The sequence below is a fragment of the Methanobrevibacter sp. genome (assembly GCF_045220775.1).
In the GTDB taxonomy this organism is placed as follows: Archaea; Methanobacteriota; Methanobacteria; order Methanobacteriales; family Methanobacteriaceae; genus Methanocatella.
In genome coordinates this window covers 1-21,865 of the sequence record NZ_JBGUWC010000065.1, presented here as the reverse complement: position 1 = coordinate 21,865, position 21,865 = coordinate 1, and the positions used below count along the sequence as shown (strand labels likewise).

25 protein-coding genes are annotated in these 21,865 nt (G+C 34.3%); 17 read left to right on the top strand and 8 right to left on the bottom strand.

Annotated elements, in window-relative coordinates; translation table 11 throughout:
- Nucleotides 1–226 precede the first annotated feature (226 nt).
- Nucleotides 227–499 carry a DUF5750 family protein gene (locus ACJROP_RS03700; RefSeq protein WP_406534148.1) on the bottom strand — a complete coding sequence of 91 codons (273 nt, stop codon included), beginning with the start codon at nt 497–499 and terminating at the stop codon, nt 227–229.
- The gene (locus ACJROP_RS03695) at nt 489–1,517 is read right to left on the bottom strand and encodes an alpha/beta fold hydrolase (protein WP_406534147.1); all 1,029 of its coding nucleotides are present in this window, start codon (nt 1,515–1,517) and stop codon (nt 489–491) included. Before ACJROP_RS03695 ends, ACJROP_RS03700 begins: the two co-directional genes overlap by 11 nt.
- A gap of 53 nt (nt 1,518–1,570) precedes the next feature.
- Here ACJROP_RS03695 and nucS point away from each other — a divergent pair, with 53 nt between their 5' ends.
- Nucleotides 1,571–2,353 carry an endonuclease NucS gene (nucS, locus tag ACJROP_RS03690; protein ID WP_406534146.1) on the top strand — a complete coding sequence of 261 codons (783 nt, stop codon included), beginning with the start codon at nt 1,571–1,573 and terminating at the stop codon, nt 2,351–2,353.
- Here the strand turns inward: nucS and ACJROP_RS03685 are convergent.
- Nucleotides 2,350–2,820: a hypothetical protein gene (locus ACJROP_RS03685; protein WP_406534145.1), complete on the bottom strand. Its 471-nt coding sequence runs from the start codon at nt 2,818–2,820 to the stop codon at nt 2,350–2,352. The genes nucS and ACJROP_RS03685 overlap by 4 nt on opposite strands.
- Nucleotides 2,821–2,903: 83 nt before the next feature.
- Here ACJROP_RS03685 and ACJROP_RS03680 point away from each other — a divergent pair, with 83 nt between their 5' ends.
- Both ACJROP_RS03680 and ACJROP_RS03675 read left to right on the top strand, forming a co-directional pair.
- Nucleotides 2,904–3,596: a zinc ribbon domain-containing protein gene (locus tag ACJROP_RS03680; RefSeq protein ID WP_406534144.1), complete on the top strand. Its 693-nt coding sequence runs from the start codon at nt 2,904–2,906 to the stop codon at nt 3,594–3,596.
- Nucleotides 3,597–3,640: 44 nt separating this feature from the next.
- A complete protein-coding gene (locus ACJROP_RS03675; RefSeq protein ID WP_406534143.1) occupies nt 3,641–4,468 on the top strand; it encodes a carbon-nitrogen hydrolase family protein in 828 nt (275 codons plus the stop codon).
- Here ACJROP_RS03675 and ACJROP_RS03670 read toward each other — a convergent pair whose 3' ends face one another.
- Entirely contained in the window at nt 4,469–5,317 is an 849-nt protein-coding gene (locus ACJROP_RS03670) for a HEAT repeat domain-containing protein (protein WP_406534142.1), read from the bottom strand.
- A gap of 74 nt (nt 5,318–5,391) precedes the next feature.
- Complete coding sequence (locus tag ACJROP_RS03665; RefSeq protein WP_406534141.1) at nt 5,392–6,162, bottom strand: SDR family NAD(P)-dependent oxidoreductase; 771 nt, start codon at nt 6,160–6,162, stop codon at nt 5,392–5,394.
- Nucleotides 6,163–6,481: 319 nt separating this feature from the next.
- On the opposite strand from ACJROP_RS03665, the gene ACJROP_RS03660 reads away from it, so the two are divergent.
- The 5 genes from ACJROP_RS03660 to ACJROP_RS03640 are packed head-to-tail and all read left to right on the top strand — an operon-like array spanning nt 6,482 to nt 10,416.
- Nucleotides 6,482–9,079, top strand: coding sequence for an ATP-dependent helicase (locus tag ACJROP_RS03660; protein ID WP_406534140.1), 2,598 nt, complete (start codon nt 6,482–6,484; stop codon nt 9,077–9,079).
- Nucleotides 9,080–9,086: 7 nt separating this feature from the next.
- On the top strand, nt 9,087–9,221 hold the full coding sequence (locus ACJROP_RS03655; protein ID WP_406534139.1) for a hypothetical protein: 135 nt from the start codon (nt 9,087–9,089) through the stop codon (nt 9,219–9,221).
- A gap of 8 nt (nt 9,222–9,229) precedes the next feature.
- Nucleotides 9,230–9,547, top strand: a complete 318-nt coding sequence (locus tag ACJROP_RS03650) for a flavodoxin family protein (protein WP_406534138.1) — start codon at nt 9,230–9,232, stop codon at nt 9,545–9,547.
- A gap of 20 nt (nt 9,548–9,567) precedes the next feature.
- Nucleotides 9,568–9,936 carry a DUF5518 domain-containing protein gene (locus ACJROP_RS03645; protein ID WP_406534137.1) on the top strand — a complete coding sequence of 123 codons (369 nt, stop codon included), beginning with the start codon at nt 9,568–9,570 and terminating at the stop codon, nt 9,934–9,936.
- Between the two features lie 18 nt (nt 9,937–9,954).
- Nucleotides 9,955–10,416: a hypothetical protein gene (locus ACJROP_RS03640; protein WP_406534136.1), complete on the top strand. Its 462-nt coding sequence runs from the start codon at nt 9,955–9,957 to the stop codon at nt 10,414–10,416.
- A gap of 21 nt (nt 10,417–10,437) precedes the next feature.
- Here the strand turns inward: ACJROP_RS03640 and ACJROP_RS03635 are convergent, their stop codons facing one another.
- On the bottom strand, nt 10,438–11,529 hold the full coding sequence (locus ACJROP_RS03635) for a formate--phosphoribosylaminoimidazolecarboxamide ligase (RefSeq protein ID WP_406534135.1): 1,092 nt from the start codon (nt 11,527–11,529) through the stop codon (nt 10,438–10,440).
- A gap of 150 nt (nt 11,530–11,679) precedes the next feature.
- Here ACJROP_RS03635 and ACJROP_RS03630 point away from each other — a divergent pair, with 150 nt between their 5' ends.
- Nucleotides 11,680–12,210: a metallophosphoesterase gene (locus ACJROP_RS03630; protein WP_406534134.1), complete on the top strand. Its 531-nt coding sequence runs from the start codon at nt 11,680–11,682 to the stop codon at nt 12,208–12,210.
- Between the two features lies 1 nt (nt 12,211).
- Nucleotides 12,212–12,844 (top strand): RlmE family RNA methyltransferase, encoded by a 633-nt coding sequence (locus tag ACJROP_RS03625; RefSeq protein WP_406534133.1) that lies wholly within the window; start codon nt 12,212–12,214, stop codon nt 12,842–12,844.
- A gap of 2 nt (nt 12,845–12,846) precedes the next feature.
- Here the strand turns inward: ACJROP_RS03625 and ACJROP_RS03620 are convergent, their stop codons facing one another.
- Nucleotides 12,847–13,266, bottom strand: coding sequence for a hypothetical protein (locus ACJROP_RS03620; protein WP_406534132.1), 420 nt, complete (start codon nt 13,264–13,266; stop codon nt 12,847–12,849).
- A 128-nt stretch (nt 13,267–13,394) separates the two neighbouring features.
- Between ACJROP_RS03620 and ACJROP_RS03615 the strand changes: the two genes are divergently transcribed.
- The 5 genes from ACJROP_RS03615 (at nt 13,395) to ACJROP_RS03595 (ending at nt 18,187) form a co-directional block, all read left to right on the top strand.
- Nucleotides 13,395–15,395: an ATP-binding protein gene (locus ACJROP_RS03615; protein ID WP_406534131.1), complete on the top strand. Its 2,001-nt coding sequence runs from the start codon at nt 13,395–13,397 to the stop codon at nt 15,393–15,395.
- A gap of 124 nt (nt 15,396–15,519) precedes the next feature.
- The gene (locus ACJROP_RS03610) at nt 15,520–15,927 is read left to right on the top strand and encodes a translation initiation factor IF-2 subunit beta (RefSeq protein WP_067040760.1); all 408 of its coding nucleotides are present in this window, start codon (nt 15,520–15,522) and stop codon (nt 15,925–15,927) included.
- A gap of 30 nt (nt 15,928–15,957) precedes the next feature.
- On the top strand, nt 15,958–16,998 hold the full coding sequence (locus ACJROP_RS03605; protein ID WP_406534130.1) for a 60S ribosomal export protein NMD3: 1,041 nt from the start codon (nt 15,958–15,960) through the stop codon (nt 16,996–16,998).
- A gap of 13 nt (nt 16,999–17,011) precedes the next feature.
- Nucleotides 17,012–17,974 carry a tyrosine--tRNA ligase gene (locus ACJROP_RS03600; RefSeq protein ID WP_406534129.1) on the top strand — a complete coding sequence of 321 codons (963 nt, stop codon included), beginning with the start codon at nt 17,012–17,014 and terminating at the stop codon, nt 17,972–17,974.
- Nucleotides 17,975–18,187: a hypothetical protein gene (locus ACJROP_RS03595; protein ID WP_406534128.1), complete on the top strand. Its 213-nt coding sequence runs from the start codon at nt 17,975–17,977 to the stop codon at nt 18,185–18,187.
- Between the two features lie 12 nt (nt 18,188–18,199).
- Here ACJROP_RS03595 and tmk read toward each other — a convergent pair whose 3' ends face one another.
- Entirely contained in the window at nt 18,200–18,778 is a 579-nt protein-coding gene (gene tmk, locus ACJROP_RS03590; RefSeq protein ID WP_406534127.1) for a dTMP kinase, read from the bottom strand.
- 80 nt (nt 18,779–18,858) lie between these two features.
- On the opposite strand from tmk, the gene ACJROP_RS03585 reads away from it, so the two are divergent.
- Nucleotides 18,859–21,360, top strand: coding sequence for a DUF3656 domain-containing protein (locus ACJROP_RS03585; RefSeq protein WP_406534126.1), 2,502 nt, complete (start codon nt 18,859–18,861; stop codon nt 21,358–21,360).
- The coding region (locus ACJROP_RS03580) for a peptidase U32 family protein (RefSeq protein WP_406534125.1) at nt 21,360–21,865 on the top strand (506 nt) is incomplete at its 3' end. The genes ACJROP_RS03585 and ACJROP_RS03580, both read left to right, overlap by 1 nt.

The window sequence follows — 21,865 nt, the reverse complement described above, 5'->3', positions numbered from 1 at the left end:
ATATATAAATATTACTACTTGTTAAAAAAAGTACGGATTAATTTATAAAAAATAGATAACAACTTCTAATTAAATGAATAAAATATAAAAAAATACTTCAAAATTTAAAAAGAGCATTAAAAATGAAATCAAATATCTTTTTGAACTATTTAACTATGTTGAAAATAATTCACAGTTGTCTAAAATTTTTATTATAAAAAAAATAATATGGCAGAACCGACCAATGTTACATATCCTCTAAAAAACTAGACAGAAAAACATTCATTTCTATTTCTTCACGCGCTATGAAATCATCCAATCTAAATTTGGCAGCATCACTTTGGAATGGATATAATTCATCATCAAAATACATTTTAATCCTTAAAAAATCCCCTTCAACAGATGTTTCTTCCTCCAGATTACTATTAAGAAATTCCATCTGATTTGAAGACAAACCTTGTACTAAATACTCAACATATTTTTTATCGTCATCGCCATAATCAGAAATCTTAACATCCATCAAAACCACCCACAAATTCTTTTAACTGGTCGGAAATTGTTTCAAGTTCATTAAAACACAAATGCCCCAACTCAGAATCCATAATTATCAGTTCAGAATTCTTAATCATTTCAGACATTGGAATAGCATCCAATTCCGGTGGAAAGTGAGGATCCTGTTCGCAGGAAATTATCAGGACTTTTGATGTTATCTTGTCCAAATCACCTTCTACATTAAAGTACATGCAGGACTCATTGCAATACTTCAAATCATAAATGTCAGTTTCAATGCTCTCATTTCCAAAGTTTTCAAATTCAGCACTTAACTCATCATTGGACATGTCTCTTAATGCTTCTTTAGAAAGCCCAAAATTAAATTCCGCAAGACAAGCCATTCTTAATGTCCTAATCAGGGAATAAGTCAAATCGCCTTTGTTATAATCGGGGTCGGATTCTATGATTTCATTTACGAATTTGGAAAGAATGAAATCATGGCCTGCAACTTTATAGCTGCTTACACCACAGATGATAAAATCGGCAAAGTCAGGATAGTTTATAGCCGATGACAAACATACAAAACCGCCCATCGAATTTCCAATCATGCCTAAAACATGTTCAATATTGAACTTTTCGGCCAGGAATTTTTTCTGGAAATTTACAACATCATTGATTGAATATTTTGGAAATCTGTTTTTTAAATCGGTTGTTGATGGGGAGCATGACCCTGGAGAACCTAGAGCTGATAAGCAAATGAAGAAATATTTGTTCTCATCAAATGCATCACCACTGCCCACTAACGGAGCGATTTTTTTCATTGAAGAATACCTTCCTAAAGATCCATGGCAATAGATTATTGCATTTTTTATAATTCCATTTTCGTCATAGATTGGAGTTCCAAAAGTCATATATTCAACTTTAACATCATTTAAGACTGCACCATTTTCAAATTCAAATGAATCCAATGTAAAATATTGATTTTTACTTTCAAAATATTCCTCATCGTAAATTTTAATTCCTCCAACAAAATCAAGATAAATCAAATAATTCTATAAAAAACAAAATATTTAAATTAAACTAAACAATGTTTATTGTGATGAAATATAAAATTTTAGAAAAACCTAATTGCGAAGATGCGTATGATTTGGTTCAAGAAGCCCTACGTAAAAAGGCAACAATCGTGATTTTTGCATGCTGTAAAGTCAATTATGAAGGAAGGGCATTAAGCGAACTAAACTGGGGAGAACGCATTATCATGATTAAACCTGATGGAGCGTTTTTAATCCATCAGGAAAAGAAAGTGGAACCTGTAAATTGGCAACCTCCTAAATCAAGAACAAGAAGCTATATTAAAAATGACCATCTATTTTTAGAAAGTCACAGAAGAACTCCAAAAGAACTATTGACTGTTGAGATAAGGCAAATCCAATTTATTAGTTATGCAAATATTGAAGACTTTGAGGAACTTGAACAGGCAGGATATGAAAAAGACATGAGTGATATGATTATGGAAAAGCCTCACATTATAGAAGAAGGTTTCACCCCAACTACTCGCGAATACAGTGTCGAACACGGATTTATTGACATTTTAGGAAAAGATAAGGATAATAACTTGATGGTTCTGGAGTTAAAAGCCCGTAAAGCAGGCGTTACTGCAGTTAAACAACTCAGAAGATACTTGCAGGATTTAGAAAATACTGAAAATGATTATCTAAAAGAATGCAAAGCTCAAAAAAAGAAAATACGAGGATTACTCATTGCACCCTCAATCATGGATGATGCACTAGAATTGATTGAAGAGGAAGGAATCGAATTTGTGTCTGTTGAACCTCCTCGTGAATTAAAGAGGGATAAGAAAGTTACTTTAGATGCATTCTAACCTAATGCATCCTTAATTCTTTTTAACTCACTTATATAAAATTGTCTTGTGAATTCGTTTGCTGGAAAGGATTTGGTTACATGATGCTCTTTTTCCAATTTATAAATAAGATATTCTTCACCATCAAGAGGAACTGTTTCATCATTATTTAACAATTCTAACTCATCTAATTCTTTTAAAATATTTTGATATTCATTTTCTTCAAGTTCAATAACATCTTCCAATTCCATTTCTTGAATTTTTGGATTTAGCTGTTCTGCAATAGCTACAAAACCGTTTACCTGCTTATCTGACATGTCAAATTTTGTATTTCTGATTTCTTCCATGGAAAATTTTACATGAAATATGGTAGCTTCAGTGACTGGAATTTCTCTTGACAATCCAATCTGGTTGATTTCATAATCATTTTTCCAATCCCCAATTTTATAGATTGCATAATTTATATCATCAACATTAATCTTATCCATAATATCACGAATATTAAATATCTATTTATATAAATAAAAACATTATTATTAATATAAACGTAAATTTCAATGGAGGTTCAGTTGTGAAAAAATGTCCTGAATGTGGAAATCCTAGTTATGACGGCGCTCCTGTTTGTGGAAATTGTGGATACAAATTCCCTAAAGCAAAAGTTGCAACTAATAGAGAAGATATTTTCCAAAGAGAACAAAAAACTAAAAAGACTTCCAATGATAAAAGTGTAGTTGATATATTAAAAGAAAAGAAACTACTTATTGGAATAATATTGCTTATAACTTTAATTGTAATTTGTGGAATTGTCCTTACCGGGTCAGATAATAACTCCACACCAATTCAATCTATTGATTTAGCTGAATTTAGTGCAGGGGACTTTTCATTTAAATATCCTAAAGACTGGAAAGAAATTAAACAAAAAGATGATGAACATCATGGAGCTAAATTTTTCAAAAACAGTGATAACACTACCATAGAGTATTATAATGTTTCTAATGATTCCAAATCTTTAAAAGATATAACTCAAGATAGACTTAGCTATGCGCAATCAACCGGTTCATATGTAGAACTTGTTGAAACAGTTACTATTGATGGTAGAAATGCATCAAATATAATATTGGAAAATGCCAATGGGGACTACACTAGATTTGTTTCAATGTTTAGTGAAGGAAAGTTGTATGTATTTAAAATAAATGGGGACTCCATTAATTCAATTACAACTGATGACATCAACTCTGTGGTAAATTCCGCAAATATTGCTTAAGTATGATTTAAATCATACTTTTTCTATTTTTTTAAAGTGTTAAAATGACTAAACTTAAACTTGCACTTTGTCAGATGAATGTCATTGACAATAAAGAAGAGAATATCAAAAATGCTACTTTTATGATTGAAGAAAGTAAATCAAACAATGCTGATTTTATTGTTCTTCCAGAAATGTTTAACTGCCCATATTCAAATGATAAGTTCATCGAATATGCGGAAGAAGAAAATGACAGTTTTACCTTAAATAAAATTTCTGAATTGGCTAAAAAAAATAAGGTCTACATTCTTGCAGGATCAATTCCAGAAAAGGAAAATGACAAATTATACAATGCCAGCTATCTATTTGATAAACATGGGAATGTAATAGCCAAACACAGAAAAATGCATCTTTTTGACATAGACGTTAAGGGAAAAATTACCTTTAAGGAATCTGATGTTTTAACTGCTGGAAATGAGGTTACAATAGCAGATACTGAATTTGGAAAAATAGGCATTGGAATTTGCTATGATATTCGTTTTCCGGAACTTGCAAGACTCATGGTTGAAAATGGGGCTTTGATACTCTTTTATCCGGGTGCATTCAATATGACAACCGGTCCTGCACATTGGGAGTTGTTATTCCGTTCAAGAGCTTTGGACAATCAGGTTTATTGCGTTGGTGTTGCTCCGGCTCTAAACAAAGATGCAAGCTATCATAGCTTTGGCCATTCAATCGTTACAAATCCTTGGGGAGAAATAATAGCTGAAGCTGATGAAAAAGAAAATTTGATAATATCTGAAATAGATTTAAGTGAAATAAAAAAAACAAGAGAAGAACTTCCGCTTTTAAAAAATAAAAGGGAAGACTTATACGAAATTAAAAGAAAATAGCTATTTCAATTTAGCTAATCTCTTTTTGAAATAAGATGCCTTTTTGTCATTATCTGCAAACACTTCAATTGCAGTTTCTAGGACTCTAACTTCATTGTCATAGTCATTTTCTTTCCTGTATAGGACGCATAATCTTTTATAAGGAGCATCCTTAGCCATTTTTGCTTCAACATAGCGTTCGTATTCCTTAATCGCCTTTTGCATATTGGTTTTTTCCATTTCTTTAATGGTGCTCATTGGTATTACTTTAACAACTGTTTCACCAGAGGCCTTAGCTTTTTGTCTTTTCTCAGCTTTTTTAATGGCTTTATTGCAGGATTTCTTGAAGTCCTTATCATCTTCACCTTTTCTAGCATCTTTAATCAATTGGATTGCCTCATCAGTTGCAAGATCGCCCAATGCCTGAATGGCGGCAAGTTTTACGCCCCAATCCTCATCTTCAAGGCATTTTGCAATTGTATCCAATTCGTCATCTGCCTGAAGTTCACCCAGTGCGCGTACAGCAACCTTTCTGACTCCAAAGTCTTCATCATCAACTGCTTCAACAAAATAAGGAATGACTTTTTCATCTTCAGTTTCTTTGAGTGCAAATGCTAAAAATCTTTTGTCTTTGCCTTCCGCATTTGTAAATTCTTCTATTAATTTATCAACGGCCACATCGCCCATGCTTCCTAAAATTTCAGCCGCTTTAAATCTAACTTGTGCATTATCATCAGTAGTGGCTTTAATTAATGGTTCAATAGCTTCTTCATCAGTAATTCCAACTAATGATTCAATAGCTTCTTTTCTAACTTTAACATCATCATCTGATAAATTGTTAATAGCTTCTTCAAAACTTAAATTTGACATGATATTAAATTAGATTTTAAGAATATATAATCTTTTAAAAAAAATAGAAAAAAATAAGAGAAAAAATCTCTTATTTAGATTGCTGTCCATCCACCGTCAATACAGATTAATTGACCTGTACAGAAGCTGGATGCGTCAGATGCAAGATAAATTGCAATACCGTCTAATTCACCAGGTTTACCTAAACGGCCAGCAGGACAGTATGCTGCAATAAGGTCCATGAATCCAGGTAATCCGAGGGATTCTACGGTTAATTCTGTTTCAAATACAGCAGGACCAATAGCGTTTACGGTAATGTTGTATTTAGCCCATTCTACAGCTAAGTTTTTGGTTAAGTTCATTACACCACCTTTAGCTGAGGAGTATGCGCTGATTCCTCCTCCAGGGAAGATAACTCTTGAGTGGATTGAACCGATGTTAATGATTTTACCGTATTCTTGTTTGATCATTATTTCTCCAACTGCTTTACACATGTAGTATACACCGCTTAAGTCAATGTGGATGTGTCTTTCCCATTCTTCGTTGGATTGATCAACTACCATTTTGTTGTTTCCCATACCTGCTGCGTTAACTAAAATATCGATTCTTCCATATGCGTCCATAGTTTTGTCAACAGCTGCAGTGATACTGTCGTAATCTCCGACATCACATACAGCATACATTACTTCAGTTCCGAATTCTTTTTCGATTTCAGCAACATTTTCAAGTAATCTTTCTTCTCTTCTTGCGAATAATGCTAATTTAGCACCTTGGCTTGCATATGCTTGTGCAATTTGCCAGCCTAAACCGGAGGAAGCTCCAGTTATGACTGCAACTTTGTCTTTAATATCGAAATAGTTTTTCATTTTATATACCACCTAAGGCATAAGCCTATGTATAAATATATTAAAAATTAAACTATTTAATTATTTTTATTACAAAATCTAATGAAATTCAATTAAATTATAAGTTAAATTGAATATTATTCTAAAATATTCAAAAAAATTAAATAAACTGGTTAAATTATAACAATTGAATTTTTCAAGATGTATAAAATAATAGCCATAAAATTATAATTGAAACAATAACTATTAAACAAACACGGATAATTTGAAAAATTAATAAAATTAATATAATTATATCAATTAATATTACAATTATAATAAAAAACTTGAGGAAATTTAAATGATTGAAGAGCAAACCAAATCATATACCAAAAAGCAGATTTTCAAAACCCTGCATCCGTGGGTTCAGAAATGGTTTGACTCACAATTCAAGGATTTCACCCCCGCTCAGAAAAAATCAATCATTGACATCCACAAAAAGAATAATATCCTCATTTCATCACCAACAGGGTCAGGTAAGACATTGACTGCATTTTTATCGGTGATCAGCGAACTTACAACACTTGCTGAGAAAGGCAAATTAGAAGATAAAGTCTATTGCATTTATGTCTCACCACTAAAAGCACTGGACAACGATATTGAAAAAAATTTAGACGAGCCCCTAAAAGGAATCGAAGAAATTGCAGGCCATAATCTTGGAATTCGAAAAGCAGTGCGAACCGGCGACACTACACAATACCAAAGACAAAAAATGCTTAAAAAACCGCCACACATCCTGATTACTACTCCGGAAACATTATCCATTTTGCTCGTAGCTCCGAAGTTTAGGGAAAAACTAAGCGGAGTAAAATATGTTATTGTAGATGAGATACATTCTTTGGCTGAAAATAAAAGAGGTGTTCATTTAAGTTTATCTCTAGAGAGATTACAGCATTTAGTCGGGCAATTTACCAGAATTGGCCTTTCAGCAACTGTCAGTCCGCTTGAAGAAGTTGCAAAATTCCTTGTCGGTTATGAATATGGAGTTGGAAGAAGCTGCAAGATAGTCAATATAAATTATCTAAAGGAGCTGGACATGGAAGTAATGTGTCCTGTAAGCGATATCGTGCTTGCTGATGAAGAAGACACACGGCTTGGAATGTATGACCTATTAGACGATTTGATTCAGGAAAACAAGACAACACTAATATTTACCAATACAAGAAGCGGAACTGAAAGATTCGTTTATAACTTAAAGAAAATGTATCCTATGAATTACAATGATTCCAATATAATGGCCCACCATTCCTCACTTTCAAAGGAAGTGCGTTTGGAAACGGAAAACAAGCTGAAAGAGGGAAAACTAAAAGCTGTTGTATCGTCAACATCCCTTGAACTTGGTATCGATATCGGATATATTGACCTTGTCGTTTTGATAAACTCGCCGAAATCAGTTGCAAGGGCTCTTCAAAGAATCGGGCGAAGCGGACATAAACTACATGAAAAATCAAAAGGAAGGATAATCGTAACCAATCGTGATGACTTGGTGGAATGTTCAGTATTGCTTAAGAATGCTAAAGAGGGAAAAATTGATAAGATAAACATTCCCACCAACTGTTTAGACGTTTTAGCCCAGCACATTTATGGGATGAGCATTGAAAATACCTGGGACATTGATTATGCTTATGAGGTAATCAGAAAAAGCTATTGCTATAAAGATCTCTCAAGAGATGACTATGAAGATGTGCTAAGTTATATGGCCGGAGAATATCCGGAACTTGAAGAAAGATATGTCTATGCAAAAATTTGGATTGATTATAAAGAAAAAACATTTGGAAAACGTGGAAAACTGGCCAGAATGCTTTATTCGACAAATATCGGTACAATACCTGACAGCTCTGGCGTTTTAGTTAAATGCGATGGGGAAACCGTAGGTAAAATCGAAGAATCATTTTTAGAACGATTGAAAAAAGGAGACACATTTGTTCTAGGAGGCAGAACATACAGATTCAACTATGGGAAAGGAATGACAATTAATGTAACCCCATCAAGCGGCCCTCCGACAATACCTTCCTGGTTTTCACAGCAGCTGCCATTATCCTTTGACCTTGCAATGGAAATCCAAAAGTTCCGCTCCCATATGGAAACCAAATTTGAATACCGCCGAAGCAAAGAGGAGATTATGGAATTCATCTATGATTATCTGTATGTCGATGACTTTGCGGCAAATTCGATTTATGAATACTTTGTTGAACAGTACAAATATGCAAAAATACCAAGCACCCGCTTATTGCTAATTGAATACTATAAAGGGTTTGGAGGAAGGCGTTTTATAATATTCCACTCATTGTTCGGAAGAAAAGTCAATGATGCACTGTCAAGAGCCGTTGCTTATATAGTTGCACAGAGATATAACATTAACGTAACAATTTCAATATCGGACAATGGCTTTTATCTAAGTTCGGACGGCAAAATCGGAGGATTGGAATCCTTTAGAGAACTGACTCCCGAAAACTTTGAAACCGTACTGACAAATTCATTGAATAAAACAGAAACATTGGCTTCCAGATTCAGACACTGTGCCGGAAGGTCTTTAATGACTTTAAGGCATTATAAGGGCGAATCAAAATCCGTTGGCCGCCAGCAAGTCCGTGGAAAGATACTGCTGAAATTTGTTCAGGAAATGGACAACGACTTTTCAATCCTAAAGGAAGCCAGAAGAGAGGCTTTGGAAGATTATATGGACATTAAAAACGCTTTAAAAGTTATAAATATGGTTTCAACCGGAGAAATGGAAGTGAAAACAATAAATACCATTATACCAAGTCCTTTTGCATTTAATTTGGTTTCACAAGGTTATTTGGATGTTCTAAATCAAAATGACAAAGGAGAATTTACAAAAAGAATGCATCAAGCTATTCTTGATCAAATTAAAGATAAATTAAAAGACATATATTAGTGATAAAATGAAAACTTTAATCGTATACTACTCAAGAACAAATACTACAAAAGAAATTGCAAATAAGCTTCAAAAAGAGCTTGTTGCGATATTGAAGAAATCACCGATGGTGACAAATACAAAGGCAAATTTGGATTCATAAGAGGTGGAATGAATGCTACAATGGGCAGAGCAAGCGACATTGACCCTGTTTCAAAAGATCCATCCGATTATGATTTAGTGATAATTGGAACACCAGTTTGGTCTTCTAATATGGCAGCACCAATTTTCACATATTTGATTAAATATAAAGACCAAATTAAAAACATGGCTTCATTTTGCACTTGCATGGGCGGAGGATATGATAAAGCATTAACCAATATAGCTGAAGTTTCCGGGAAAACACAAATTTCAACAATGTTTTTAACATCCAAAGACCTTGAAAATCCGGATGAAAAAATAGATACCTTTATTAACAACATCAAATAATTATATACAAGGTGATTATTATGACCAAATGGAACGCAGTAATTATCGGTTTCATACTAGCTGTAATTGTTAAATCATTTTTCGCACAATATGAATTTGTCGGATTATTAATTGTAGGATTTATAACTGGATACATAGCTCATGAAGGAACAATCGGCGGTATGTGGAATGCTGCTGTTGCCGGAGCATTAGGCACTATTGTTTGTGCAATATTATTTGTCATAATTGCAACTTTTGGAGGTGCATTATTCGGTATTTTCGGAGGATTAACCGGATTTACACTTTCTGGAATTACAAGCATAACTGTGATAATCGGCTATTTAATCTATTATGCAATTGTTATGGGAATTACAGGAGCATTTGGAGGATTAATGGCTTCTAAAAAATAATCTTTTGGGAGAGATAAAATGGCGAACTTACCAGAAATAAATATTAAAGCTTTAATATTTGGAGCAGCCATAGCTGCCGGATTCATAATATTTGGATTTATGTATTGGGATTGGTTTTATCCATTTTCAGCGATAGGACTTTTATATGCCGGATATGGGCAAAAGAACCTACCACTGGGAACAATCCTTGGAGCATTAGCTTCTACACCAATAATAATTCTATATTTAGAAGGATACTTTGGCCAACCTAGCGGTTTTTTCTTAACTGAAACTGGAATATTGGCTGTAACCCTTCTTATTCTTATTGTTGGAGCATTTGTAGGATTTGTTGGTGCATTGGCTAAACGAAATCGTGCGAAAGCATTGGAAGAATATGAAAAAAAACAGAATATTGGTAAAACTAAAAAGAAAAATAAACAAGCTAATATTCAAAAAACTGAGGAAAAAACAGGATTTTTAAATAAAATCTTTAAAAAATAAAAAAAAGTAAAAATAATAACTTTATGTTATTATTTTTTCTAATTCATCTCTTTCTAAACCACGTTTAATTTCTAAAGCAATTCTTCTACCCATACTCATTGGCTTGCCATAAGTTAGGTAGGAATAAGGAGAACCATCCATGAATGTGTTTGTTCCACCGTCGGTTCTAGCACTAATTTCAAAACAAATTACTTCTAAATTATCATTTACCAATGTTTGCATACAGAAAGGACCGTTTAATCCAGGAGCAACTAATTTTTTAGCACTTTCTGTTAATTTATCTGCTATATCGAATACTTGTGGGAGTAAAGATTCACGAATTACAGCTGGGTGGTTACCAGTAACAACATAAGATGGACTTAAGTCAATGTCTAACTGATCTTTTGCAGGCATTCTTACAAATCCGTCAATACTGGATTCATATCTTGTGTCCATACCCATTAATTCAACTTTATCATCAAGTGCTGAGTAGAAGTAGTGTATACAGTAATTACAGCCTGAAACATATTCTTCAATGTGTGCTGCTTCAACATCACTGTCATCTAACCATCCACGAGCTTTCATAGCATCAATTTTTGCATCAAATTCTTCAGTAGATGAAGCTACAAAGTAACCTCTTCCACCCCTTGCTCCAGGGAACTTAACCATTACAGGCCTGTCAATTTCAGAAGGATCGCTGTATTTGAAAGGAATTCTTACATCACCTTCAACAAGCAATGCTCTTTCTTTATCTCTTTCAGCTTCCCATCTTAAAACATCCCTATTACCAAACATAGGTACATTGAACTTATCTTCAACATTATCCAATCCAGCATATGCAACAAAAGATCCGTGAGGAACAACGATTGCATTCATATCTCTAAGTTGTTGTTGGACTTCTTCATTAACAATGTCTTTGAATTCATCGACAATGATATATTCGTCTGCAACTCCGAAACGTTGATATGGAATTTCTCTTCCTTTTTGACATACAATAGCTGTTTTAAATCCTTCTTCTTTAGCACCTTGCAGGATGTGTAAAGAAGTGTGGCTTCCGAGAGTTGCTATTGTGATATCGCTTTTGTCATATTTAGCCAAAATATCTAAAATGTCTTCCTTTTTAACTTCTCCCATTATATCTTCTCCTTAAAAGAATGATATTTATAAATATATAATTATGAATTTATAATATTTTTTATTTAATTGCAAGAAAACTGAAAAAAATATTAAAAAGGATAAAAAACATATTAGAAATTGAAGTAAAAATTTAATTAGGTTGAAAAAATGTTAATAGGTTTAATTTCAGACACCCATATTCCAGATAGAGCAAAAGAAATTCCCCAAAAAGTTTTAGAAGCATTCAGTGAAGTCGACTTAATATTGCATGCAGGGGACTTGACATCCGTTAATGTAATTGACGAATTATCAGAAATCGCCCCTGTACTAGCAGTTCAGGGAAATATGGATAGGGCAAGAGGAATTAAACTCCCGATTGCTAAAACAATCGAAGTGGAAGGATTGAAAATTGGAATTGCACACGGAGAAGTTTATCCAAGAGCCGATACACAACAATTAGTTTATCTGGCTAAAGAATTAGATGTAGACATTCTGGTAACCGGACATTCACATCAACCAAAAATAGAACAGACAGAGGGAGTGTTATTATTAAACCCTGGAAGCCCAGTTGTACCACGACTTGCAGACAGAACTGTAATGCTACTTGGAATTAATAATAAAGAAGTGGATGTTGAAATTATTAAAATTGGAGCCCCAGTATGTAGCGCACTTGATTTTGACAAATATAAGAGGGATTGAAATGGGAAGCAAATGGCAAATGGAAAAGCATAATGACCCTTATTATAAAAAAGCTAAAAAAGAAGAATACCGTTCAAGGGCATCATATAAACTCAAGCAGCTCGATAAAAAATTCAAACTCATAAAGGAAGGGGACACTGTAGTTGACCTTGGAGCCGCACCTGGAGGATGGTCACAAGTTGCACTCGAGAAAGTCGGTGAAGAAGGTGTCGTTGTTGGCGTGGATTTGAACAGATTTAAAAAATTCCACGAAGAAAACTATTATGGGATTAGAGGTGATTTTACAACCCCCGAAGTCCAGGAAAAGATTATGGAATACCTTGGAGGAAAAGCAAAAGTTGTGATGTCTGATGCATCACCTTCCCTCTGCGGAATCAAACATATTGACCAGCTCAGATCAATTGACCTGACAAATGTGGTAATAGAAATAGCCGAAAACATTTTAGAACCTAAAGGAAATCTTGTCATGAAAGTATTTCAAGGCCCTGAATACAAAGAAATGTTAGACTCACTTAAAGGCAAATTTAGAAAAGTGAAAACAACAAAACCAGCATCATCACGTAAAAAAAGTTCTGAAATGTATGTTGTTGGCTTAGAGTATATGCCTAACAAAAAAAATAGAAAAAGAAAATAAAATTAAAGGCTGTTGTATGCCTTATTTGCAGATTCGAGTTTTTCTTTAGCGAAAACTATTCTGCTATCAACGTCATTAGATGGTTTACCTGCATCCAAAGCACTTTGAACATTCTCAATAGCTGAATTTGCCCGTGTCAATTCAAGTTTTGCATCATTATATATCTTAACCTGATCAGGGCCACCCGCATAATAAGTAGCCTTTATATTATCAAACTTGACAGACAAATTACCGTATTCCGCTTTAAGTTCGGCAAGCTCATCATATTGTGTTCCAGAGGATATTTCATTTGTAATATCAGATGAAACCATGCTATACCCTACATATGCCACAACAATAATCGTTGATACTATCATAATGATTCCAACAACGGAAATCATCATAGAAGTAGATTTGAATAAGCTTAGTCTAGATTTTCTCATATTATCCTCAAATAATTAAATAAATTATAATTCGTATATAGTATATTAATTATTTTAGTATATAATTTTTACCCATTTTTCAGCATAACAAAATTCTTTTTAACTATGAAAATCAAAATATTTAGATAATGAATTCTACTACTAAATCACAAACATCAATTGCAAAATTTGAAGAATTTTTTGCAACATCATACAAAGATGATGTATTTAAAATACTCGAAAAATATCCTGATGAGCGATCACTTAATGTAGATTACCAAGCATTAGAAATATTTGATCCGGACTTAGCAGATTTATTAATAGACAAACCAGAGGAAGTTATTAATGCTGCAAAAATAGCTATCAAAAATATTGACCCTCTTGTAAAAGATGCTGACATCAATATCCGTTTTGCAAATCTCTCCAATGTCATACCTCTAAAGACTCTTTTAAGCAAATATATCGGAACATTCGTTGCGGCTGATGGGATTGTAAGAAAGACAGATGAAATCAGGCCTCGTATTGAAACCGGTGTTTTTGAATGTAGGGGATGTATGAGACTTCATGAAGTTGAACAGACTTCTGCAAACAGGATTATAGAACCGTCATTATGTAGTGAATGTGGTGGAAGATCATTCAGATTGCTTCAGGAAGAATCAAAGTATATTGACACTCAAACTGCCAGGATGCAGGAACCTTTGGAAAACTTGTCCGGAGGAAGCGAACCTAAGCAGATGTTGATGATTTTAGAAGATGATTTAGTAGATAAATTGAATCCTGGAGATAAAGTAAGAATTACAGGAACATTAAAAACATTCAGAGAAGAAAGAAGCGGCAAGTTTAAAAATTACATATATGTAAATCATATTGAACCATTAGAACAGGAATTTGAAGAAATCCAACTCTCCGAAGAAGATGAAGAGAAAATTCTTGAGTTATCCAAAGACCCTAATATTTATGATAAAATAATCAAATCAACAGCACCTTCAATTAGAGGATATAGGGATGTGAAAGAAGCTATCGCATTGCAGCTATTTGGAGGTTCTGCAAAACAGCTCGAAGATGAAACCAAACTAAGGGGAGACATCCATATCCTTATTGTAGGGGACCCGGGTATTGGTAAATCTCAAATATTAAAATACGTTTCAAGATTGGCTCCAAGAAGTATCTATACAAGCGGTAAAGGTACAACAGGCGCAGGTTTGACTGCAGCTGCCGTTAGAGATGAACTTGGAGGATGGTCTCTTGAAGCGGGTGCATTAGTACTTGGGGACCAAGGTAATGTTTGTGTTGACGAGCTTGACAAAATGAGAGCTGAAGACAGATCAGCACTGCACGAAGCATTGGAACAACAAACAGTAAGTATCGCAAAAGCAGGAATCATGGCTACATTAAATTCAAGATGTTCTGTTCTTGCGGCTGCAAACCCTAAATTTGGAAAATTCGACAGCTACAAAATACTTGCAGAACAAATTGACCTTCCCGCTCCAATCATTTCACGTTTTGACTTGATTTTCGTTATTGAAGACAAGCCAACCAGAGAAGGAGATTCAAAATTAGCAGACCATATCTTGAAAATACACAAAGAAAATACCATTGATTATGAAATAGAACCAGATTTGCTTAGAAAGTATATTGCATACGCCCGTAAAACAGCAAATCCAGTCTTAACAGATGAAGCTAACCAAGTATTGAAAGAATTCTATGTGAATACAAGAAACAGCAATCCTGAAGAACAAAGCACTGTTCCGATTACTGCAAGGCAGTTGGAAGCAATAATTCGTTTAGCAGAAGCCAGTGCAAAAATCAAACTTAAAGACTTTGTTGAAAAAGAAGATGCTGAAAAAGCCGTTAGGTTGCAAATGGCTTGTCTTAAACAGGTGGGAATTGACCCTGAAACCGGTGAAATAGAAGTGGGTGTATTAAGCGGAGCCCCACCAAAATCAGACAGGGACAAAATACAAAGAGTAAGTGAAGAAATTAAACTTCTTGAAGAAGAATATGCAGGTAATGCTCCTTTAAATGTATTAATATCCAATATGAGCGAGAAATATGGGGTAAGTGAAGACAAAACAGAACAAATTGTCAGAAACTTAGTCCAAAAAGGAGTCTTATACCAACCAACTACTGGATACTTTAAACATGTTTAAATATCCCTTATTTTTTTATTTTTAAAAAATTTTTGACACTTCCCCCTCTAATAACAATACATTAATAAATGAGTAAAATAAAATTTAATATATTATACTTATACTAATTTTATGGAGAGATAATATGGATAAATACGAAGATTTATTAGAAAGAGCAATAGACCAATTACCTCCTGAAGTATTTGAACACAAAAGATTCAAAATTCCTAAAGCTTATTCAGATATCCAAGGTAATAGAACATTCATTAAAAACTTTAAAGATGTTGCAGAAGGTTTGAACAGAGACCCTCAACACTTATTAAAATTCTTAATGAGAGAGTTAGGTACTGCAGGAAATATTGAAGGTCAAAGAGCAATATTGCAAGGTAAATTTACTCATTACCTAATCAATGAAAGAATTGAAGATTATGTGGACAAATACGTAATTTGCCACGAATGTAACAGACCAGATACAAGAATTATTAGAGAAGGTAGAATATTCTTACTCAAATGTGCTGCATGCGGCGCAACAGCACCTTTAAAATCATTATAATCCTACCTTTTTTCTTATTTTATTGATACTATGTTTTGTCCGGAGTGCGGAAGTACCGATAAAAAAATGGTTGGAGACATCTGCATCGACTGTTTTTTAAAAGATTTTCAAATGATTGAACTTCCAAAAAGAATAGAAGTTCAAATCTGTAGCCACTGCAATAGTAAACTCGAGGAAGGGAAATGGTCAGATGAATTCCTTCCTGAAGAAGAGATAATATACAGAGCACTTGAGAGAAACATAAAAGTAGCTGATGAAGTCTCAAATGAAATTATAAACCTTGAAATTGATCAAATGAAAGGCACATTAGCAGAATGCTATGTTGAAGTTACCGGAGAAGTTGAAGGAACACAAATAGAAGAGACTCATGACACAGAAGTTAAAATCCTAAAGACCGTTTGTCCAAGTTGCAGTAAAATACAATCAGGATATTACGAAAGTGTGGTTCAATTTAGAGCCGATAATCGTGAAATAAAACCGGAAGAATATGCAAAAGCTGATGAAATAGTTGAAAGGACATTGCAAAAGCAATCAAAAAGCGATAAATTAGCATATTGTCCTCAAAGGGCAAAACTTAAAGAAGGATACGATTACTACATAGGCTCTTTTAAATCTGGAAACAAAGTAGCCGAAGCCTTAAAAGAAGAATTCGGAGGAGTAATGAAAGAGTCTCCAAGACTTATCAGCGAAGACAAATCTACCGGCAAAGGCCTTTATAGGGTTTGGATTTCAATCAGAATGCCCGAATTTGAAATTGGGGACTTTATCAAATTTGAAAACAAGATATTATATGTGCATAGTATCGGTAAAAACAGCCTTATAGGTGAAGAAATTTCCACAAACAAAAAGCATAACATCCCTATGAAAAATATGGATGACATTGAACTTGTTAAAAAAGCGGATGAAATAGAAACTACAACAGTCATTTCAAAATCTCCACAAATCATGCAGATTTTAGATCCAATTGACTATTCTGCCGTTGATTTGGATATGAAAGAGGAATACGGCAAATATAATGTTGGGGACGAAGTTAGACTTATTAGACTTGACAATTACATTTATTTAATTTAAACTAAGTGATAAAATGAATATTGAAGAAAAAATTCAGTTAATCGAAGAAGGAACCTTGGAAGTTATAGATACCGAAGAATTAAAAGAAGTTCTTAAAAAAGAAGAACCTATAGCTTATACCGGTTATGAACCTTCAGGAAAAATCCATTTGGGGCATGCTGTAACTGTGCAAAAATTAAAGCAATTGCAAAAGTTAGGTTTTAAGATTAAAATCCTTTTAGCGGATTATCATGCATTCTTGAATGGAAAAGGAACAGTTGAAGAAATAGCTGAAACCGCAGAATACAACAAAAAATGTTTCCAGGCTTTAGGTCTTGATGAAACAACAGAATATGTTTTAGGTTCATCCTTCCAACTGGAGCCGGATTATACTGATAAAGTTTATCAATTAGCAACAATGACCACTTTAAAAAGAGCAAGAAGAAGTATGGATCAGGTAAGTCGTGCAGATGACAATCCTAAAGTGGCTAGCGTTCTTTATCCTATTATGCAAACTGTCGATATGGCTGCACTTGAAGTGGATATTGCGCTTGGTGGAATGGAACAAAGGAAAATCCAAATGCTGGCAAGAGAAAACCTGGAAAGAATAGGCGAAAACGTTCCTGTCTGTATCCACACCCCATTATTGCACGGCCTTGACGGCGATGCCAAAATGTCTTCAAGCAAAGGAAACTACATAGCAGTAGATGACAGCGTTGAAGTAATTACCAAAAAAATCAAGAAAAGTTTCTGCCCTCAAGGTGAAGTTGAAGGAAACCCGATGATTGAAATTGCAGAAACCTTTGTTTTCCCTAATCAGGATACTCTACTTATCAAAAGACCTGAAAAGTTCGGTGGAGACATCGAACTTACACACGATGAGTTAATTAAGGACTTTAGTGAAGGTAACTTACATCCAATGGATTTGAAAAATGGAATTAAAGATTTCTTAATTGAATTCTTTGCTCCGGTAAGAGAATACATGGAGGAGAATTAAATGGTTGAAGAAAAAGAAGAATTTGAAATGGGCCTACCTAACGGTGTTGGCGAACAAATGCTTGCTCATGCATTCGAAAAATTCGATATCAAATTAGAACAAACCGAATTCGGACCAAAATTAATTGGCGAATACGATGAGCTTGTAAAAGTTAGAGAATTTTTAGAAAACGCCATTCGTGAAAGATTAGCAGAATTAGAAGGAAAAAAATAACTTTTTCCTTTCTTATCTTATGCAGTCTGGACAGATTCCAAGATATGGTGCGACTGCTTTTTTAATATCGGAAGATACTTTATTTACACCATTGTTTGCATCAATTATTTGGTGCTCATAGTTTTCAACTATTTTTAGATAGTTTTCTTTAACACCGGTTAAAAACTCTTCATTTTCAAAGGTATCTTCACCAGATGTCCTTGCAACAGATTTTTTAACATCCAAATCCAATAAAATAAGCAAATCGGGTTTTTTGGCATACCTGTTTAAAACCTCAATCCATTCCGCAGGTTCTTGATAAGCTAAGGATGAAATAAATGATCTGTCTGAAATAATTATTTTTGATTCGTCTTCCAATTTGTCCATTATTAACATCCTATCAGCTGCAAAAAGAAGACCTAATGTCTTTTGAAGCCTATCTGTTGTTGCATCTGGACGTTGCAGGATTTTGCGAATCAGTTTTCCAACTTCAGAATCTGTCGGTTCGACTAGTGTTTCTACCCTAAATCCATTTGCTTCCAACCACTCTTTTAACATTTGGATTTGGGTGGATTTTCCAGAACCATCGATTCCTTCAAATACAATGTACATAAAATAGAATATGTTTTAATTTAATATATAATTAATTACAAAAGTAAAAAATGAATAAATCAATAAGGTGTATAAATAAAATGGTTTTAGAAGAATTATTGGCTCCAGCCGGCTCATACGACGTATTGGTTATTGCAGTTAATGCGGGTGCAGATGCCGTTTATATTGCAGGACAGAACTACGGCGCTAGGGCATACGCTAAAAATTTCACAATGGAAGAGATTGAAAAGGCAGTGAATTATGCCCATCTAAATGGTGCCAAAGTCCATGTTACCGTAAACACATTAATAAACAATTTTGAAATAGTGGACGTCTTAAATTACTTATTCAAACTGTATCAAATTGGAGTGGATGCAGTTATCGTTCAGGATTTCGGATTGATCTGGCTTTTAAAGACATTTATTCCAGATTTGGAGGTTCATGCATCAACACAGATGGGATTGAATAATTATCCTTCATTTATATGGGCCAGCAAAAACAACATAAAACGAGTAGTGCTGCCCCGTGAAGTCAGTATCGAAGAAATCAAAAGAACACATGAAAGGCTTGAAAAAGACAATATCAACATGGACATTGAAGTGTTCGGTCACGGAGCACTATGTTACTGTGTAAGCGGAAAATGTTACATGTCCTCATACAATAGCGGAAGAAGCGGGAACAGAGGGGCTTGTGCACAACCCTGCAGGAGGGAGTATCGTTTGAAATACAGAGGATACAACATAGGAAACGGATACCTGCTTTCAACTCATGATCTTGCAACCTACAATAATTTACAGGCCATTTCAGATGCAGGAGTCAAATCCCTCAAATTGGAGGGCAGGATGAAATCAGGAGATTATATCGGGACAATCGTAAACAGCTACAGAAACCTTCTAGATGGAAATGAAGGGGACTATAAAAAAGACCTGCACCTTGTTTTCAACAGAAATTTCACCAACGGATACATGATGGGCGATAAGCCTGGAGACGTTATGGGCAGAGGCCATTCCGGCCATGAAGGTCTATACATCGGAGACATAACAAACATTGAAGATACCAAAGTTACAATTGAAATTAAAAATAAAGAGATTCCAGTCATTCTGGAGCCGGGAGACGGAATTGCATTCAAATATAATGGTAAAATCAAGGGAATCTATCTTGAAAACATCATAAAGCAGGACGAAAATGAAATCATAATAGACACAACCCGCCTTGTCAAAGTTGGAACCGAAGTGTTTATCAGCTATTCAAAATCCACTCACGATTATTTAAAGCAATTTGAAAAGGAAACCATCAAGAATAATGTTCCGATAAGCTTATCCTTGACCTGGGATGAAAATTTGAACCTATTTACCAAAGTTGAATTCTATCTGGATGATGAACTAATCAATTTCAGACATAAATGCATGGATAAATTCGAAAAAGCAAAAAACAAACCTGTTACGGAAGACGTAATAGAAAATCAGCTTAAAAAGACTGGTGGAACACCGTTTTATATTGAAAATATCCGCTTCAACAACATGCCTAAAAACATATTCATTCCGATTGGCGAAATCAATCAAATCAGGCGTGAAATACTTGAAAATGCTGAAACATTATTGTTGAATCATTACAAGCCAACCAAAAAAGCTGTCAAAGAAGTAAGAAAAAATCTGACAAAATTCTTTGACGACTACAATTCCTTTGAAGGCAAAGTCAAAAAGAAAACACCAAAACTATCAGTATTTATTGATGATGTTTCTCAAATTAGGGCAGCTTCAGGATTTGATTTGAAAAGAATTTACTTTGACGGCAACTGCCATTACAACAACCCTGAAGACTATTTTGCCAATATAAAAAAGACTTTGAAGGAAGCTAGTTTAATGGCCGCCCCAACCGAATTCGTTTGGGTTCTATCCTCATTCATATCAGAAGATGATGCAGTCAAATGCAATGAAATCGTTAAGGAACTTGAAGATGAAGGAATCATAATTTCGGTCATGGGGGATTTCCCAGGCATGAGTGAAATATTCGATTGTCCGATTTATGGAAACCACAACCTAAATGTATGGAACAGTTTCTGTGTGCGTGATTTGAATCAAGCAGGATTTAAATCATTAATAGTATCATCTGAGCTTTCAGGAAAAGAAATCAGCGAACTTGTTAAAAGAAACCATGACAGAAACATTGACTTGGAAATGATTGTCAATGGAAACCTTGAAGTGATTGTCAGCAAGGATGATTTCACCAATTTAAATGATGGAAAAGACTTTATCATTTCAAATGATGCGGATTATGCAACCTTAGAAGACAAAAAAAGGAAAAAATTCAAATATAAAGTATTTTTCGACTACAACAGGCAAAGCCACATCATCAACAAGGACTGCCAATGCTTGATTGAAGAGATAAATGAAATTAAGGAAATGGGTCTTGATTCACTGATTCTGGATTGCAGATACTCAAATGAAAAATATACCTCTCAAATTTTATCAATTTACAATGAAAGTCTTAAAAATAAAGATCAAGAAGAGCTGACCAAATATAAATACCAAATCATGGATTTCTCACAATCCTACATTAACAAAGGCAATTATATTGAAGGCAGATTACACGAGGACAAATAATGAGAATTCCTGAATTACTTGCGCCAGTTGGATCAATGGAACATTTGAAAGTGGCAATAAATGCAGGGGCAAGTTCAGTTTATCTATCTGGAAAAAATTACAGTGCCCGCAAGTTCGCCAAAAACTTTACTTTAGATGAAATAACCGAAGCGGTAAACATAGCACATATGCATAACGTTAAGGTTTACGTTACCGTCAACACCCTAATTAAGCAGGATGAACTGGAAAGCGTAATCAATTATCTCTCAAAGCTATATTCGATTGGTGTGGATGCCGTTTTAGTGCAGGATTTGGGATTGGTTGAGTTAATTAACAAACACTTGCCCGATTTGAAAATGCATGCATCAACACAGATGACATGTGAAAATCAGCTTAAACTGGATTACCTTGAAAGCAAGGGAATTAAAAGAGTTGTTCTTCCACGTGAGATGAAAAAAGAAGAAATCAAATCCCTAAAAACAAATATGGAACTTGAAATATTTGCCCATGGCGCATTATGTTATTC

Excerpts from the sequence above, each read along its gene's own strand:
- ACJROP_RS03700 (WP_406534148.1), bottom strand. The coding sequence starts at position 499 with ATGGATGTTAAGATTTCTGATTATGGCGATGACGATAAAAAATATGTT.
- nucS (WP_406534146.1), top strand. The coding sequence starts at position 1,571 with ATGAAATATAAAATTTTAGAAAAACCTAATTGCGAAGATGCGTATGAT.
- ACJROP_RS03685 (WP_406534145.1), bottom strand. The coding sequence starts at position 2,820 with ATGGATAAGATTAATGTTGATGATATAAATTATGCAATCTATAAAATT.
- ACJROP_RS03675 (WP_406534143.1), top strand. The coding sequence starts at position 3,641 with ATGACTAAACTTAAACTTGCACTTTGTCAGATGAATGTCATTGACAAT.
- ACJROP_RS03670 (WP_406534142.1), bottom strand. The coding sequence starts at position 5,317 with ATGTCAAATTTAAGTTTTGAAGAAGCTATTAACAATTTATCAGATGAT.
- ACJROP_RS03665 (WP_406534141.1), bottom strand. The coding sequence starts at position 6,162 with ATGAAAAACTATTTCGATATTAAAGACAAAGTTGCAGTCATAACTGGA.
- ACJROP_RS03660 (WP_406534140.1), top strand. The coding sequence starts at position 6,482 with ATGATTGAAGAGCAAACCAAATCATATACCAAAAAGCAGATTTTCAAA.
- ACJROP_RS03655 (WP_406534139.1), top strand. The coding sequence starts at position 9,087 with ATGAAAACTTTAATCGTATACTACTCAAGAACAAATACTACAAAAGAA.
- ACJROP_RS03650 (WP_406534138.1), top strand. The coding sequence starts at position 9,230 with ATGAATGCTACAATGGGCAGAGCAAGCGACATTGACCCTGTTTCAAAA.
- ACJROP_RS03645 (WP_406534137.1), top strand. The coding sequence starts at position 9,568 with ATGACCAAATGGAACGCAGTAATTATCGGTTTCATACTAGCTGTAATT.
- ACJROP_RS03640 (WP_406534136.1), top strand. The coding sequence starts at position 9,955 with ATGGCGAACTTACCAGAAATAAATATTAAAGCTTTAATATTTGGAGCA.
- ACJROP_RS03635 (WP_406534135.1), bottom strand. The coding sequence starts at position 11,529 with ATGGGAGAAGTTAAAAAGGAAGACATTTTAGATATTTTGGCTAAATAT.
- ACJROP_RS03630 (WP_406534134.1), top strand. The coding sequence starts at position 11,680 with ATGTTAATAGGTTTAATTTCAGACACCCATATTCCAGATAGAGCAAAA.
- ACJROP_RS03625 (WP_406534133.1), top strand. The coding sequence starts at position 12,212 with ATGGGAAGCAAATGGCAAATGGAAAAGCATAATGACCCTTATTATAAA.
- ACJROP_RS03620 (WP_406534132.1), bottom strand. The coding sequence starts at position 13,266 with ATGAGAAAATCTAGACTAAGCTTATTCAAATCTACTTCTATGATGATT.
- ACJROP_RS03615 (WP_406534131.1), top strand. The coding sequence starts at position 13,395 with ATGAATTCTACTACTAAATCACAAACATCAATTGCAAAATTTGAAGAA.
- ACJROP_RS03610 (WP_067040760.1), top strand. The coding sequence starts at position 15,520 with ATGGATAAATACGAAGATTTATTAGAAAGAGCAATAGACCAATTACCT.
- ACJROP_RS03605 (WP_406534130.1), top strand. The coding sequence starts at position 15,958 with ATGTTTTGTCCGGAGTGCGGAAGTACCGATAAAAAAATGGTTGGAGAC.
- ACJROP_RS03600 (WP_406534129.1), top strand. The coding sequence starts at position 17,012 with ATGAATATTGAAGAAAAAATTCAGTTAATCGAAGAAGGAACCTTGGAA.
- ACJROP_RS03595 (WP_406534128.1), top strand. The coding sequence starts at position 17,975 with ATGGTTGAAGAAAAAGAAGAATTTGAAATGGGCCTACCTAACGGTGTT.
- tmk (WP_406534127.1), bottom strand. The coding sequence starts at position 18,778 with ATGTACATTGTATTTGAAGGAATCGATGGTTCTGGAAAATCCACCCAA.
- ACJROP_RS03585 (WP_406534126.1), top strand. The coding sequence starts at position 18,859 with ATGGTTTTAGAAGAATTATTGGCTCCAGCCGGCTCATACGACGTATTG.